Origin of the sequence: Bradyrhizobium sp. (genome assembly GCF_035701725.1) — a bacterium.
GTDB lineage: Bacteria > Pseudomonadota > Alphaproteobacteria > Rhizobiales > Xanthobacteraceae > Bradyrhizobium.
Genome location: NZ_DASSRP010000285.1, coordinates 1 through 13,078 on the forward strand (window position 1 = coordinate 1; position 13,078 = coordinate 13,078).

General features: G+C 63.9%; 13 protein-coding genes. 8 read left to right on the top strand and 5 right to left on the bottom strand.

The genetic code is table 11. From position 1 onward, the window contains the following. Positions 1–632: 632 nt before the first annotated feature. A complete protein-coding gene (locus tag VFL62_RS17035) occupies positions 633–893 on the bottom strand; it encodes a hypothetical protein (RefSeq protein WP_325173554.1) in 261 nt (86 codons plus the stop codon). Between the two features lie 152 nt (positions 894–1,045). On the opposite strand from VFL62_RS17035, the gene VFL62_RS17040 reads away from it, so the two are divergent. From VFL62_RS17040 to VFL62_RS17050, 3 genes are read left to right on the top strand one after another with little or no spacing between them, the layout of a single operon-like run. Further along, positions 1,046–3,133 carry a M3 family metallopeptidase gene (locus VFL62_RS17040; protein WP_325173555.1) on the top strand — a complete coding sequence of 696 codons (2,088 nt, stop codon included), beginning with the start codon at positions 1,046–1,048 and terminating at the stop codon, positions 3,131–3,133. Position 3,134: 1 nt separating this feature from the next. Continuing rightward, positions 3,135–3,770: a DUF1007 family protein gene (locus VFL62_RS17045; RefSeq protein ID WP_325173556.1), complete on the top strand. Its 636-nt coding sequence runs from the start codon at positions 3,135–3,137 to the stop codon at positions 3,768–3,770. Further along, a complete protein-coding gene (locus VFL62_RS17050; protein ID WP_325173557.1) occupies positions 3,767–4,867 on the top strand; it encodes a nickel/cobalt transporter in 1,101 nt (366 codons plus the stop codon). The genes VFL62_RS17045 and VFL62_RS17050 overlap by 4 nt, the downstream gene beginning before the upstream one ends. Here the strand turns inward: VFL62_RS17050 and VFL62_RS17055 are convergent. Next, a complete protein-coding gene (locus VFL62_RS17055; RefSeq protein WP_325173558.1) occupies positions 4,862–5,260 on the bottom strand; it encodes an MAPEG family protein in 399 nt (132 codons plus the stop codon). The two genes, VFL62_RS17050 and VFL62_RS17055, sit on opposite strands and share 6 nt — an antisense overlap. Positions 5,261–5,366: 106 nt before the next feature. Between VFL62_RS17055 and hemH the strand changes: the two genes are divergently transcribed. The 3 genes from hemH to VFL62_RS17070 all read left to right on the top strand — a co-directional run bounded on the left by hemH (position 5,367) and on the right by VFL62_RS17070 (position 7,997). After that, positions 5,367–6,401 (top strand): ferrochelatase, encoded by a 1,035-nt coding sequence (hemH, locus tag VFL62_RS17060; protein WP_325173559.1) that lies wholly within the window; start codon positions 5,367–5,369, stop codon positions 6,399–6,401. Positions 6,402–6,538: 137 nt separating this feature from the next. Continuing rightward, a complete protein-coding gene (locus VFL62_RS17065; RefSeq protein WP_325173560.1) occupies positions 6,539–7,534 on the top strand; it encodes an SPFH domain-containing protein in 996 nt (331 codons plus the stop codon). Positions 7,535–7,550: 16 nt separating this feature from the next. After that, positions 7,551–7,997 (top strand): NfeD family protein, encoded by a 447-nt coding sequence (locus VFL62_RS17070; RefSeq protein WP_325173561.1) that lies wholly within the window; start codon positions 7,551–7,553, stop codon positions 7,995–7,997. A gap of 1 nt (position 7,998) precedes the next feature. Here the strand turns inward: VFL62_RS17070 and VFL62_RS17075 are convergent, their stop codons facing one another. After that, positions 7,999–8,349 carry a helix-turn-helix domain-containing protein gene (locus VFL62_RS17075; protein ID WP_325173562.1) on the bottom strand — a complete coding sequence of 117 codons (351 nt, stop codon included), beginning with the start codon at positions 8,347–8,349 and terminating at the stop codon, positions 7,999–8,001. Positions 8,350–8,428: 79 nt separating this feature from the next. Here VFL62_RS17075 and VFL62_RS17080 point away from each other — a divergent pair, with 79 nt between their 5' ends. Further along, positions 8,429–8,968 (top strand): carboxymuconolactone decarboxylase family protein, encoded by a 540-nt coding sequence (locus VFL62_RS17080; protein ID WP_325173563.1) that lies wholly within the window; start codon positions 8,429–8,431, stop codon positions 8,966–8,968. A 116-nt stretch (positions 8,969–9,084) separates the two neighbouring features. Here VFL62_RS17080 and VFL62_RS17085 read toward each other — a convergent pair whose 3' ends face one another. Further along, on the bottom strand, positions 9,085–10,098 hold the full coding sequence (locus VFL62_RS17085; protein ID WP_325173564.1) for a KpsF/GutQ family sugar-phosphate isomerase: 1,014 nt from the start codon (positions 10,096–10,098) through the stop codon (positions 9,085–9,087). A 361-nt stretch (positions 10,099–10,459) separates the two neighbouring features. On the opposite strand from VFL62_RS17085, the gene VFL62_RS17090 reads away from it, so the two are divergent. Then, positions 10,460–12,208, top strand: coding sequence for an outer membrane beta-barrel protein (locus VFL62_RS17090; RefSeq protein ID WP_325173565.1), 1,749 nt, complete (start codon positions 10,460–10,462; stop codon positions 12,206–12,208). A gap of 117 nt (positions 12,209–12,325) precedes the next feature. Here VFL62_RS17090 and VFL62_RS17095 read toward each other — a convergent pair. Next, on the bottom strand, positions 12,326–13,078 hold a 753-nt coding region (locus VFL62_RS17095), incomplete at its 5' end, for a glutamate synthase subunit beta (protein WP_325173566.1).

Sequence of the window (13,078 nt, forward strand, 5' to 3'; positions counted from 1 at the left end):
CTGCCGGCGCGATGGAGGCGCGACAGGGCCAAAAACCCCAGACCGAATTGTGCTGCCGTGGATTGGTTGGGAATGCTCCCGCCCGCTCACCTGGCAATGAAGGACAAGCCTTTTCAGTAGCCCGCGCCGGCGTTGGACTGCCGGTAGAGACCAAAAAAGCCCGCTCCGTCGTTGCTTTAAGTCGCGTCCCCCGTTGAGAGCGGGGTGCGCCGGTTCGCCTCCGGCTGCCAGTCACGGTTGCAAGGAGTGGTGAGACCTTCAACTACGGCATCCCTTGAGAGAGATGCTGGGCTCTTTCCGCTGTCGTCGACGCGAGCGTCCCGACAACTTCAAGTGCCCCTCGGTTCTACCATCCCTTGGCGGCTGTCCGGCCTCTTGTCCGGATACCTACCGACTGACACACGACCACAGGCACGTGCGAAATTGGGCAAGTCCGCACATAAGCGTTTTGACTCTGCTTCGCAACAATTTTTTTAGGCTGAGCGCAAATTTCCCTAACGCGTGCTTACGCGAGCGGCGCTCGACGCGCGAAAGCGGACTCGAAAATGAATGCACGTTAAGTTTGTTTAAGGAAGCGTAACGCTTTCGCGCGCGATGAAGCGTGCTTGGCGCGAGCAACTCATCAGGCGGAGCTAGCTCCGACGCGTGAACGGCTCGACGCGCTGTGCGGCGCGGATGAAAGCGATCATGATGAAGACGCCCACGGCGAACAGCACGGCTTGCAGGATATGCGCGCCGGTGTCGTCGAGCCCGAACAGGATCGCGAGCGCCCAGCCACCGGCAAAGGCGGCGCCGAACACTTCCGCGCCGATCAGAATCGCCGCGCTGATCACGGTGATGACGCTCGGCCATGCGATCTGGCGGCCGGTGGTCGAAGACGTTTGCGCGCTCATGGGCGTGAACTCGTAAATTGGCGGTCAGTTCCGATTTTGTGGCCGCAATCTCCATGAAAAGCTGGCGTCTATCAAGGGCAAAAGGCGCAAAAAAGCCTCACCGCGTGATATAGCAGGGGCAAGGAATTTGCGAAGAAATACGGGATTTTTGCATGTCAGACATTGCCGAAACCGCGGCCACGCCGGCAGAGGCCAACCCGCTCCTGATCGCCTGGCAGACACCGGATCAGACGCCGCCCTTCGATCAGATCAAGGTCGAGCATTTCCTGCCCGCGTTCGAGCAGGCATTTGCCGACCACTCCGCGGAGATCGCCGCGATCACCCATGACCCCTCGCAGCCGGACTTCGACAACACGGTCACGGCGCTGGAGCGCTCGGGCAAGCTGCTGACCAGGGTCTCCTCGGTGTTCTATGCGCTGGTGTCGGCGCATTCCAACCCGGAACTGCTGGAGGTCGACAAGGAGGTGTCGTTGCGAATGGCGCGGCACTGGAATCCGATCATGATGAACGCCGTGCTGTTCGGCCGGGTCGCCCAGCTCCACGAGAAGCGCGCAACGCTCGGCCTCAATGGCGAGCGGATGCGGCTTTTGGAGCGCACCTATACCCGCTTCCGCCGCGCCGGCGCCGGGCTCGACGAGGCCGCCAAGGCGCGGATGGCCGAGATCAACGAACGGCTGGCCCATCTTGGGACGAGCTTCAGCCATCATCTGCTTGGTGACGAGCAGGAGTGGTTCATGGAGCTCGGCGAAGCCGACCGCGAGGGGCTTTCGGACAGCTTTGTGGCCGCAGCAAAGGCGGCGGCCGAGGAGCGCGGGCTCGCCGGCAAGGCGATCGTGACGCTGTCGCGCTCGTTCGTGGAGCCGTTCCTGAAGACCTCGCCCCGGCGCGACCTGCGCGAGAAGGTCTACAAGGCCTTCATCGCCCGCGGCGACAACGGCAATGCCAACGACAACACCGCGACCATCGTCGAGATCCTGGCGCTTCGCGAGGAGAGCGCCCGCCTTCTGGGCTACCCGACCTTCGCCGCCTATCGCCTGGAGGATTCCATGGCCAAGACGCCGGAGGCGGTGCGGGGGCTTCTGGAGCGGGTCTGGAAGCCGGCGCGGGAGCGGACGCTTCGAGATCGGGACGCGCTTCAGGAGATGATCGCGGCGGAGGGCGGCAACTTCGCGCTCGCGGCCTGGGACTGGCGCTATTACGCCGAGAAGCTGCGGCAGGTGAAGGCCAATTTCGACGACGCCGCGATCAAGCCCTATCTCTCGCTCGACCACATGATCGAGGCCGCCTTCGACTGTGCCAGCCGCCTGTTCGGCCTCTCTTTCGAAGAACGAAAGGATGTCCCGGTCTGGCACCCCGACGTGAGGGTCTGGGAGGTCAAAGATCGCGAGGGCAAGCACAAGGCGCTGTTCTACGGCGACTACTTTGCCCGGCCCTCCAAGCGCTCCGGCGCCTGGATGACCTCGCTGCGCGACCAGCAGAAGCTCGATGGCGAGATCGCACCGCTGATCCTCAATGTCTGCAACTTCTCCAAGGGCGCCGAGGGCGAGCCCTCGCTGCTGTCGCCGGACGATGCCCGCACGCTGTTCCACGAGTTCGGCCATGGCCTGCACGGCATGCTGTCGGACGTGCTGTTTCCTTCGCTTTCGGGCACCAGCGTGTTCACCGATTTCGTCGAGCTGCCTTCGCAGCTCTACGAGCACTGGCAGGAGCAGCCGCAGGTGCTGCGGCAGTTTGCCCGCCACTACCAGACCGGCGAGCCGCTTCCGGACGACCTGCTCCAGCGCTTCATCGCGGCGCGGAAGTTCAACCAGGGCTTTGCCACGGTCGAGTTCGTGGCCTCCGCGCTGCTCGATCTCGAATTCCACAGCCAGCCCGCCTCGGCCAGCGCGGACGTCGCCGCCTTCGAGCGGCGGGAGCTGGAGAAGATCGGTATGCCCGCCGAAATTGCGATGCGGCACCGGCCCCAGCAATTCGGCCACATCTTCTCCGGCGATCACTATGCGTCGGGCTATTACAGCTACATGTGGTCGGAGGTGATGGATGCCGACGCCTTCGGCGCGTTCGAGGAGGCCGGCAATATCTTCGATCCCGCCACCGCCAAGCGGCTGCACGATGACATCTACGCCTCCGGCGGTTCGCGCGATCCGGAGGAGGCCTATGTCGCCTTCCGTGGCCGCGAGCCGGAGCCGGATGCGTTGCTGCGCCGGCGCGGCCTGTTGGAAACGCCGGAGGCCGCCTGAGATGAGGCTGCGCCTGCACGGTCTGCTCGTTTCCCTGCTCTGGCTGTCGGGGTTAAGCCTCGCGCAAGCGCATCCCCATGTCTGGATCACCTCCGTGAGCGAACTGCTCTATGCGCCGGACGGTTCGGTCACGGGCGTCCGGCACGCCTGGACCTTCGATGACATGTTCTCGACCTATGCTTTGCAGGGGATCGAAAGCAAGCAGAAGGGGGTCTACAGCCACGAGGAACTGGCGCCGCTCGCCCAGACCAATGTCGAGTCGCTCAAGGAGTTCGGCTACTTCACCTTTGCCAAGGCCGACGGCAAGAAGGCGAAATTCGCCGAGCCGGTCGACTATTTCCTCGAGTACAAGGACGGTCTCCTGGTGCTGCATTTCACCTTGCCGCTGAAGGCGCCGGTGAATTCCAAGGTGCTCGCGCTCGAGGTGTTCGACCCGACCTTCTTTGTGGACTTCAAGCTGGCCGACAAGGACCCGGTGAATCTGGTCGGGGCGCCGGCGGCGTGCACATTCGAATTTCAGCGGCCGAGGGACGGGGCGGCCAGCGCGCAGGCCCTCGGCGAACAGAATTTCACCGATGGCGGCAACGCCAATTTCGGTGCGATGTTTGCCAACAAGATCACGGTGACCTGTCCATGAGGCCGGACAAGGGCGCTTTGCGCCTGACGCGCACGCTCGCCACGGGCGCGCTGGCCGTGGCGGCGCTGCTGATGGCCGATAGCGTCCTCCATGCCCTGGCGGCGCAGTCGCCATTCGGCGGAGCCCGGCCGCCCGTCACCGAACACGCCGGCGGCCTGATCGGATGGCTCTTGGCAAAGCAGTCGGAATTCTATCGCGAGATGTCTTCCACCATCCGCAGCGCCAGGTCCGATGGTAGCGCGGTCTGGGGGCTGCTTGCGATCTCCTTCGCGTATGGGATCTTCCATGCGGCTGGCCCGGGCCACGGCAAGGCGGTGATTTCGTCCTATCTGGTCGCCAACCAGGAAACCGCCAAGCGTGGCATCGTGCTGTCGTTTGTTTCGGCAATGCTGCAGTCGCTGGTCGCGGTGCTGATCGTTGCCGTCGGCGCCTGGCTTCTGAATGTCACGGCCAAGTCGATGTGCGGCGCCGAGCGCGTGATCGCGATTGCGAGCTATGGATTGATTGCGGCGTTTGGCGCGCGCCTGGTTTGGACCAAGGGCGCCGCCTTCGTTCGGGCCTTGCAGGTACACCCGCGGCCGCCAGCCTTGGCCCTGGCCTCGGTGCCGGCATCCCATGCCCATGTGCACCACGACCACTCGCATGGCGGCCACGGGCACGATCACGCCCATCATGACCACGGCCATGCTCACGACGAGCACTGCGGACACTCCCATGGCCCGCTGCCGAGCGATCTGGCGGGACCCGGCGGATGGCAGCGTGGCTTGGGTGCGATTTTTGCCGTGGGCCTTCGGCCCTGTTCGGGTGCCATCCTGGTCTTGGTGTTCGCGCTGGCGCAGGGACTGTTCTGGGCCGGCATCGCCGCGACGTTCGTCATGGGGCTCGGCACCGCCATTACGGTCGCGGTGATCGCGGTGCTCGCGGTCTCTGCCAAAACTGTCGCGGGCCGCATCAGCGGCGCGAGCGATGGCCGGGGCGCGCTCGTGATGCGCGGTGTCGAATTCGCTGCCGCCGGGCTCGTGCTGCTGTTCGGGATAGGTCTTCTGACCGGCTATCTCTTTGCCGAGCCGCTGACCTGCCTGCAGCCGATTTTATAGCGGCAGCAATTTCCGCAACGCCGGCAGGAAGAAGATCGCGATATTGATCGCAAAACCGATGCTCCACAGGATAGAGCGCAGCGTCGGCCGGTTGCCGACATAGGTGAACACATAGGCGATCCGCACGATCACGAACAGCACGGCGAGTTCGTTGATCAGGTTTTGCGGGCAGGCGCGGAATTCGGCGAGCAGGACGGCAGCGGCGAAGAACGGAAAGGTCTCGAGCCCGTTCTGATGGGCGCCCAGTGCCCGGGCGGCGATCGGGTCCTCGTAGAAAGCGGGGTCGCGCGGCCTGGAATTGTCGAAGCGGCCAAAGCTGAACCATTTGACCGAGACAATGCTCAAGAGGGCGAGCATCAGGCTCGCAAAGATGCTCCACTCGGCGACGGTCATTTTTCCTCCAACACGTGACATCGGGCGATGTCCGGCATGGTTGGGCTGAGAGTACCGAACCTGCCGTTGTCTTGACAAGGATGGCCCGGCGCGCGAAGCCAGTTTCATGAATGTGGTTTCTGCGAACGACCAATTGAAGTCCTTAACCGAGACATTGCCGGAGCGCGTCGGGGTGCTGCTGGTCAATCTCGGCACGCCGGATACGGCGGACAGCCGCGGCCTGCGCGTCTATCTCAAGGAGTTTCTGTCCGATCCGCGCGTGATCGAAGATCAGGGCCTGCTCTGGAAGCTTGTTCTTAACGGGATCATCCTGCGCACGCGCCCGCGCCGCAAGGCTCGCGATTATCTCAAGATCTGGAACACCGAAAAAAACGAGTCTCCGCTCAAGACCATCACCCGCTCGCAAGCCGAAAAGCTCGCAGCAGATATCGCCGGCGATCGGGTCGTGGTTGATTGGGCGATGCGTTATGGCAATCCGTCGATCGAGTCGCGGATCAACGCGCTGGCCGCGCAGGGCTGCGATCGCCTGCTGGTGGTGCCGCTCTATCCGCAATATTCCGCGGCCACTTCCGCAACCGTATGCGACGAGGTGTTCCGTGTGCTCGCCCAGATGCGCGCGCAGCCGACGCTGCGGGTGATGCCGCCTTACTACGATGAGCCCGACTATGTCGAGGCGCTCGCAGTCTCGATCGAGACGCATCTGAAAGCGCTTTCGTTTCAGCCTGAGGTCATCGTTGCATCGTTTCACGGCATGCCGAAAAAATATGTCGAGAAGGGCGATCCCTATGAGCGCCAATGCGTGGCGACGACCGATGCACTTCGCAAACGCCTCGGCCTCGATCAATCAAGGCTGCTGCTGACCTTCCAGTCGCGTTTCGGCTTCGATGAGTGGCTTCAGCCCTATACTGACAAGACTATGGAGCGGCTGGCCAAGGACGGCGTGCGGCGCGTCGCCGTTGTCACGCCCGGCTTTGCCGCCGATTGCCTGGAAACGCTGGAAGAAATCGCGCAGGAAAATGCCGAGATTTTCCAGCATCATGGCGGCGAGAAATTCTCCTTCATTCCGTGCCTGAACGACAGCGACGTCGGCATGGACATGATCCGCCAGCTTGTCCTGCGCGAGCTCCAGGGCTGGATTTAACCACTCGTTTTTCGCAACCCCGAACCCTACATTCTGTTACGGCGACCAAGTAAAAGGGGTTGCCGCTTCCCGCAAACGTTTGGCGTTTGCGAGACGTGGCGCTTTTTTGATTTCAGGGCAATCGCCAGGAGATTTGTATGACCGGTTTCGACATCTTCGCCATCGCGCTAGTGCTGCTGGTGATTATCACCCTGTTCGCCGGCATCAAGACCGTGGCTCAGGGATATAATTGGACCGTCGAACGTTTCGGCAAATACACCCGCACGCTCTCGCCCGGCTTGAACCTCATCGTGCCGTATTTCGACCGCATCGGCCGCAAGATGAACATGATGGAGCAGGTGATCAACATTCCCGAGCAGGAGGTGATCACCAAGGATAACGCGACGGTCACGGCCGACGGCGTCGCGTTTTTCCAGGTGTTCGATGCGGCAAAGGCGAGCTACGAGGTCGCCAATCTCGAACAGGCGATCATCGTGCTGACGATGACCAATATCCGCTCGGTGATGGGCTCGATGGACCTCGACCAGGTGCTGTCGCATCGCGACGAGATCAACGAGCGCCTGCTGCGCGTGGTAGACGCGGCCGTCTCGCCCTGGGGATTGAAGGTCAACCGAATCGAGATCAAGGACATCGTGCCGCCGGCCGATCTGGTCGAGGCGATGGGCCGGCAGATGAAGGCCGAGCGCGTCAAGCGCGCCGACATCCTGCAGGCCGAAGGTCAGCGTCAGTCGGAAATCCTGCGCGCGGAGGGTGCCAAGCAGGGTCAGATATTGCAAGCGGAGGGCCGCCGCGAAGCCGCGTTCCGTGACGCCGAGGCGCGCGAGCGTCTCGCCGAGGCCGAGGCCAAGGCGACGCAGATGGTGTCGGAAGCGATCGCCAAGGGCGACGTCGCGGCGCTGAATTATTTTATCGCCGACAAATACATCAAGGCGTTCGGCCAATTGGCCGACTCGCCGAACCAGAAGGTCATCATGCTGCCGATCGAGGCGGCGAGCATGCTCGGCTCGCTCGCTGGCATCGGCGAGATCGCGAAAGCAACCTTCGGCGAGAGCGCGCTGTCGGCCCAGGCAGCGGCGCGCCGCGCCTCGGTGCCGACATCGGGCAATCCGCCGCCGGTGCCGCCGGCGGGGTAACGCGAGGACGATATCCATGAGCGAGATGTTCGTAACGCTGGGCACCTGGAACTGGCTGATCTTCGGGATCCTGCTGATGGCATTGGAATTGGCCGCGCCCGGCGTCTTCCTGTTCTGGCTCGGGCTCGCCGCGCTGCTGACGGGGCTGATCTCGTTCGCCTATACCCCGTCCTGGCAGGTCCAGATATTGATGTTCGCGGTGTTTGCCGCCGCCGCCGTGCCGGTGTGGCGGCGGCTGGCCCGCAGCAGTGCGGCCGCCACTGCCGACAACCCGTTTCTCAACAAGCGCGCCGATGCGCTGGTCGGGCGCGTCTTCACGCTGGAGAAACCGATCGTGGATGGCACCGGCACGGTGCGGATCGATGACACCGTCTGGCGGATTGCCGGCCCCGATGCGCCGGCCGGCAGCCGGGTCAAGATCGTGCAGGCGCAGGGCGCCAGCCTGACGGTGGCGGTGGCTTGACCTAGCTTCGCTCCTTGCCCCAACGCGCGGCAAAGCGGTTGAGCGGCAGGAGGGCTTCGAGGAGCTCCCGGCCCGTCGGCGTCAAGCCGTAGCCGCCGGGTTCGGCCAGTTCGACGAATCCGGCTTCGCGTAATTCCTTCAGCCGCTCATTCAGCACGGTCGGCGATGCCTCGTCGCAGGCGCCGCGCAATGCGCGTGACGTCATCGACGTCTCGCGCAACTCCCACAGAATTCTTAACGCCCAGCGCCGCCCGAACAGGTCGAGCAGGACCATGATCGGCCGGCCGGTCCGCGAACCGCGCACGCGGCCTTTGCCGATGATCTTCTGGACGGGGAGGGGCGGTTTCGGCATCGGCTTTCCATTCGCGTCTTGCGGTTTGCTACAGATAATGTAGCGTACTGCTACTATTATTGTAGCATGGAGTTTGCTGATGTCCCGGATTGCGCCACTGGAACCGCCTTATGCACCGGAAATTCAGGGCCAGTTCGACCACATCATGCGCGGCGCGCCGCCCTTGATGCTGTTTCGCGTCATCGCCTCGCAGCGACGCGCCTGGGAGAAATTCACCGCCGCTGGCCTGCTTGATCGCGGTCCCCTCTCGCTGCGCCAGCGCGAGATCGCCATCGACCGCACCTGCGCGCTCAATGCCTGCGAATATGAGTGGGGCGTGCACGTCGCGACCTTTGCGCAGGCCGCGCGACTGATCGAGGCGGAAATCCGCGCCACGGTGCGGGAGGGCGCTGATGCCGCTTGCTGGTCGGAGGCCGAGCGGGCGCTGATCTCGGCCGTCGATGCGCTGCATCTGCGGTCAACGCTCAGCGACGATGAATTTGCTCGGCTTGCCGCGCATTATGACGAGGCGCAGATTTTCGAGATCATCCTGCTCTGCGGCTTCTACCGCACCGTCTCGTATCTGGCGAACGGCCTGCGCCTGCCGCTGGAGGAGAGGGCAGCGAGATTTCCCGCCTGATCGTCGTCGTTCCGGGGCGCGTCGAAGACGCGAACTACGATGTGCGCTTGCACATCGGAGAACCTCGAGATTCCGGGTTCGATGCTCTGCATCGCCCCGGAATGACGGCCAAGGGCCTACGCCACGCCCGCGCGCAGCAGGTCGTGCATGTGCACGATGCCGACCGGCTTGCTCGCCTCGGTGACGATGAGCGCCGTGATCTTCGAGGCGTTGAGGACTTCGAGGGCTTCGCCCGCCAGCGACGTGCCGCGGATCGTCTTGGGATTTTTCGTCATGACGTCGTCGACCAGCGCCGTCATCAGATCGGGGCCCATGTGACGGCGCAAGTCGCCGTCGGTGACGATGCCGACCAGTTGTCCTCGCGTATCGACGATGCCGACGCAGCCAAAACCTTTTGACGTCATCTCGACCACCGCTTCGGACATGCTGGTGCCGAGCGGCTTGAGCGGCACTGCCGCGCCGGTATGCATGAAGTCGCTGATATGTTTGAGCATGGCGCCGAGCTTGCCGCCCGGATGCAACACGCTGAAATCGACCGAGGTGAAACCGCGGCCTTCGAGCAGCGCGATCGCCAGCGCATCGCCGAGCGCCAGCATCATCAGCGAGGAGGTGGTGGGCGCAAGATTATGCGGGCAGGCCTCGCGCGCCTTCGGCAGCGTCAGCGCCACGTCCGCGGCCTGGCTCAGCGTCGAGTCGCGTTCGGCGGTCATCGCGATCAGCGGGATACGGAAGCGCTTGGCGTAGGTGATGAGCGCCTTCATCTCCGGCTGCTCGCCGGACCACGACAGCGCCAGGATGACGTCGTCGGTCGTGATCATGCCAAGGTCGCCGTGGCTCGCCTCCGCCGCGTGGACGAAAAAGGCAGGCGTGCCGGTCGAGGCAAAGGTCGCGGCGATCTTGCGGCTGATATGGCCGGACTTGCCGAGGCCGGTGACGATCAGCCGGCCCTTGGCGCTGCGAATGAGGTCGGCGGCCCGGCCGAAAGGCTCGCCAAGATCTGAGCGCAGCGCTGCCTCGATCGCGGCGACGCCGCCGCCTTCGGCCTCCAGCGTGCGCAGGGCCGATTGGATGGCGGCGTTGGCTGAATCGGTGCCGGTTGAATGAGCCATCAGCGGTTTCGAAGGACGCATACTCGTTCCGAAGGGGTGTCTCGAAGCGACTGCCACCGATCTGAAGTCTCCACAGCACAAGCGGCCAGTTCGTTTGGAGACTTCAGATCGAAAGCGGCACTCGCCAAAAATTAAGTTTGCTAGTGCCCCTGACTTTCCGAAGTTCGCAATCGGATCTGGCGGCCGCTCAGTGCGAACTTCGGAAAGGGGGCACTAGGTGGACGCCTTCCTACCACGCGAGGCCCCTGCAAGGCGACGCAAACGGCCGTTCTCAACGGCTCATTAACCATAATTGTTTTTACTCCGTTAACGACGTTTTCCGAACCGGTCGCCGTGGCCGGTCAGGCAAGCGTTTGATTTTGTTGGGGTAGTTTCCATCGTGATGCCGAGGCCAGCCAGCGGCCACAGCAAGCGCGCGACCTTGTTGCGCGCGGCCTTGCCGTGCCTTGGCGTTTCTCTTGCGCTGATCGCCGTCACGTCGCCGCTCAAAGCCCAGACGCTCACCCCGGACCTGCTGCGGCCCGTCCGCGACGGCTTCCTCACGCCACAGGATTCGTTTCTGCGCAAGACCAGCGACAAGGGCGGCGACACGGCTACCGACCCCGCGCTCGATCCCTCGACCGAGGCGAAGCGTAGGAAGACGCCGCCGGCGCCGTCGCGGATCGGCGCGATCCCGCGATACGGCCTGCCGGCCGCAAACGGCGCCGCAGAAGCCGGTTTTGATTCGCTCAACCGCAAACGCAAGCCGCCGAAGTTCTATCCCGGCCAGGTCAAGCCAAAGCCGTCGTCGGGGCCGGGTACGCCGGCCCCGACCGACACCAAGGGTCCGACCAATCCAAATGCGCGCGTGCGCATCTCGCCGCCGCCCTCGCTCTCCGCCAACAAGGCGCCGATGTCAGCGGCAGTGGCGGGAACGGTCGCGGGCCAGCCCGCGCGCAAACCATTGCCGGTCGATCCCGATCCATTCGGTGCGGTCGGCGATTATGCAGGCAGCTTCCTGATCAAGTCGGCGGTCGAACTGCGCGGCGGCTACGACACCAACCCCGGCCGCCTCGCCCAACCGATTGGAGCACCGTTCTGGGTGGTCGCACCGGAATTCCTGGCGGTCTCCGACTGGGAGCGTCATGCGCTGGTCGCCGACCTGCGCGGCTCCTTCACCGGCTACGGCAACAGCCTGCCTGTGACCATCGATGGTGCGGCTTCACCGGCACCGACCGACATCAACCGGCCGGATTTCATCGGCCATGTCGACGGCCGCCTCGATGTCACCGACTTCACCCACCTGACCTCGCAGGTGCGCCTGCGCGTCGGCACCGACAATCCCGGCAGCCCCAACGTCGCGGTGGGGCTCGCCAAATATCCTGTTTTCGCAACCTTCGGCTCCACGGTCGGCATCGACCAGCAGTTCAATCGTCTCGATGTCGCGGCGGGCGCGACCTTCGACCGCACGGTGTATCAGAACTCCGTGCTGACCGACGGCACGATCGCCAGCAACGGCGACCGCGCGTTCAATCAATATGGCGGCGTCGGCCGCATCAGCTACGAGCTGACACCAGGCGTGAAACCTTTCGTCGAAGCCGAGGGCGACAGCCGCGTCCACGACCAGTATCTCGACAATTCAGGCTTCGCGCGCGATTCGACCGGCGGCTACGCCAAGGCCGGTACATCCTTCGAATTTTCCCGCCTGCTCACCGGCGAACTCGCGGTCGGCTGGACCCAACGCAGCTATGTCGATCCCCGTCTCAGCAAGCTCGACGGCCTGTTGACATCTTCGTCGCTGACCTGGACCGCGACGCCGCTGACCACGGCGAAGTTCGTCTCCACGACCTCGATCGACGAGATCGTCGTGCCCGGCGTGTCCGGCGTGTTGAGCCACACCTATGCGTTCGAGGTCGATCACGATTTCCGCCGCTGGCTGCAGGCGATCGGCAAATTCACCTATGGCACCTACGAGTATCAGGGCGACGGCCGTTTCGATAAAACCTACTCGGTCGAGGGCGACGTCATCTACAAGATGACCCGCAATCTCTGGATCAAGGGCACGCTGAGGCGGGACATCCTCAATTCCAACGTGCCGCTGGCAAGCTCGGCCTCGACGGTGGTGATGCTGGGTGTGCGGGTGCAGAACTGACGGCGATGCGTGGATGCTAGCCGCCGTTCTCCGGATGCGGCGCAACGCGGAAGCGGTGCGCTGCTGATCCGGGGTCCATCAGTTGCGCGCTGACTGGGTCCCGACTCTGAGGCTGGCCTATCTGGGCAAGTTCGTCGCACCCATCAGGAAGGTGTCGATGGCGCGGGCGCAGAGCCGTCCTTCGCGGATCGCCCAGACCACGAGCGACTGGCCGCGCCGCATGTCGCCGGCGGAAAACACCTTTGGCAGCGAGGTCTGGTAGTCGGCCGTGTTGGCGCGGACATTGCCGCGCGGGTCGAGTTCCACGCCGAGCGATTTCAGCAGCCCCTCGTGGACCGGATGCACGAACCCCATCGCCAGCAGCACGAGCTGCGCGTCGAGCTCGAATTCGGTGCCGGCGACGGGCTTGAACTTGTCGTCGACCTGCACGCAGTGCAGTTTTGTCACTTTGCCGTCGGCGCCCGAGAATTTTTGCGTCAGCACCGCATATTCGCGCCTAGCGCCTTCGGCCTGACTCGATGAGGTCCGCATCTTCAGCGGCCAGTTCGGCCAGGTCAGCCCCTTGTTCTCGTGCTCGGGCGGCGCCGGCATGATTTCGAGCTGCGTCACCGACAACGCGCCTTGCCGGAACGAGGTCCCGATGCAGTCGCTGCCGGTATCACCGCCGCCGATCACGACGACATGCTTGCCGCCGGCCAGGATTTCGCGCTGCGTCCCGAGCGGTTCGTTACTGACGCGACGGTTCTGCTGCGGCAGGAAATCCATGGCGAAATGAATGCCGGCGAGCTCGCGGCCTTCGATCGGCAGGTCGCGCGGCTTCTCGGCACCGCCGGCAAGCGCGACCGCATCATAGTCAGCGACGAGTTTATC

What these genes read in the sequence shown, in the direction of transcription:
- VFL62_RS17035 (WP_325173554.1), bottom strand. Translation starts at nt 893, where the DNA reads ATGAGCGCGCAAACGTCTTCGACCACCGGCCGCCAGATCGCATGGCCG.
- VFL62_RS17040 (WP_325173555.1), top strand. Translation starts at nt 1,046, where the DNA reads ATGTCAGACATTGCCGAAACCGCGGCCACGCCGGCAGAGGCCAACCCG.
- VFL62_RS17045 (WP_325173556.1), top strand. Translation starts at nt 3,135, where the DNA reads ATGAGGCTGCGCCTGCACGGTCTGCTCGTTTCCCTGCTCTGGCTGTCG.
- VFL62_RS17050 (WP_325173557.1), top strand. Translation starts at nt 3,767, where the DNA reads ATGAGGCCGGACAAGGGCGCTTTGCGCCTGACGCGCACGCTCGCCACG.
- VFL62_RS17055 (WP_325173558.1), bottom strand. Translation starts at nt 5,260, where the DNA reads ATGACCGTCGCCGAGTGGAGCATCTTTGCGAGCCTGATGCTCGCCCTC.
- hemH (WP_325173559.1), top strand. Translation starts at nt 5,367, where the DNA reads ATGAATGTGGTTTCTGCGAACGACCAATTGAAGTCCTTAACCGAGACA.
- VFL62_RS17065 (WP_325173560.1), top strand. Translation starts at nt 6,539, where the DNA reads ATGACCGGTTTCGACATCTTCGCCATCGCGCTAGTGCTGCTGGTGATT.
- VFL62_RS17070 (WP_325173561.1), top strand. Translation starts at nt 7,551, where the DNA reads ATGAGCGAGATGTTCGTAACGCTGGGCACCTGGAACTGGCTGATCTTC.
- VFL62_RS17075 (WP_325173562.1), bottom strand. Translation starts at nt 8,349, where the DNA reads ATGCCGAAACCGCCCCTCCCCGTCCAGAAGATCATCGGCAAAGGCCGC.
- VFL62_RS17080 (WP_325173563.1), top strand. Translation starts at nt 8,429, where the DNA reads ATGTCCCGGATTGCGCCACTGGAACCGCCTTATGCACCGGAAATTCAG.
- VFL62_RS17085 (WP_325173564.1), bottom strand. Translation starts at nt 10,098, where the DNA reads ATGCGTCCTTCGAAACCGCTGATGGCTCATTCAACCGGCACCGATTCA.
- VFL62_RS17090 (WP_325173565.1), top strand. Translation starts at nt 10,460, where the DNA reads ATGCCGAGGCCAGCCAGCGGCCACAGCAAGCGCGCGACCTTGTTGCGC.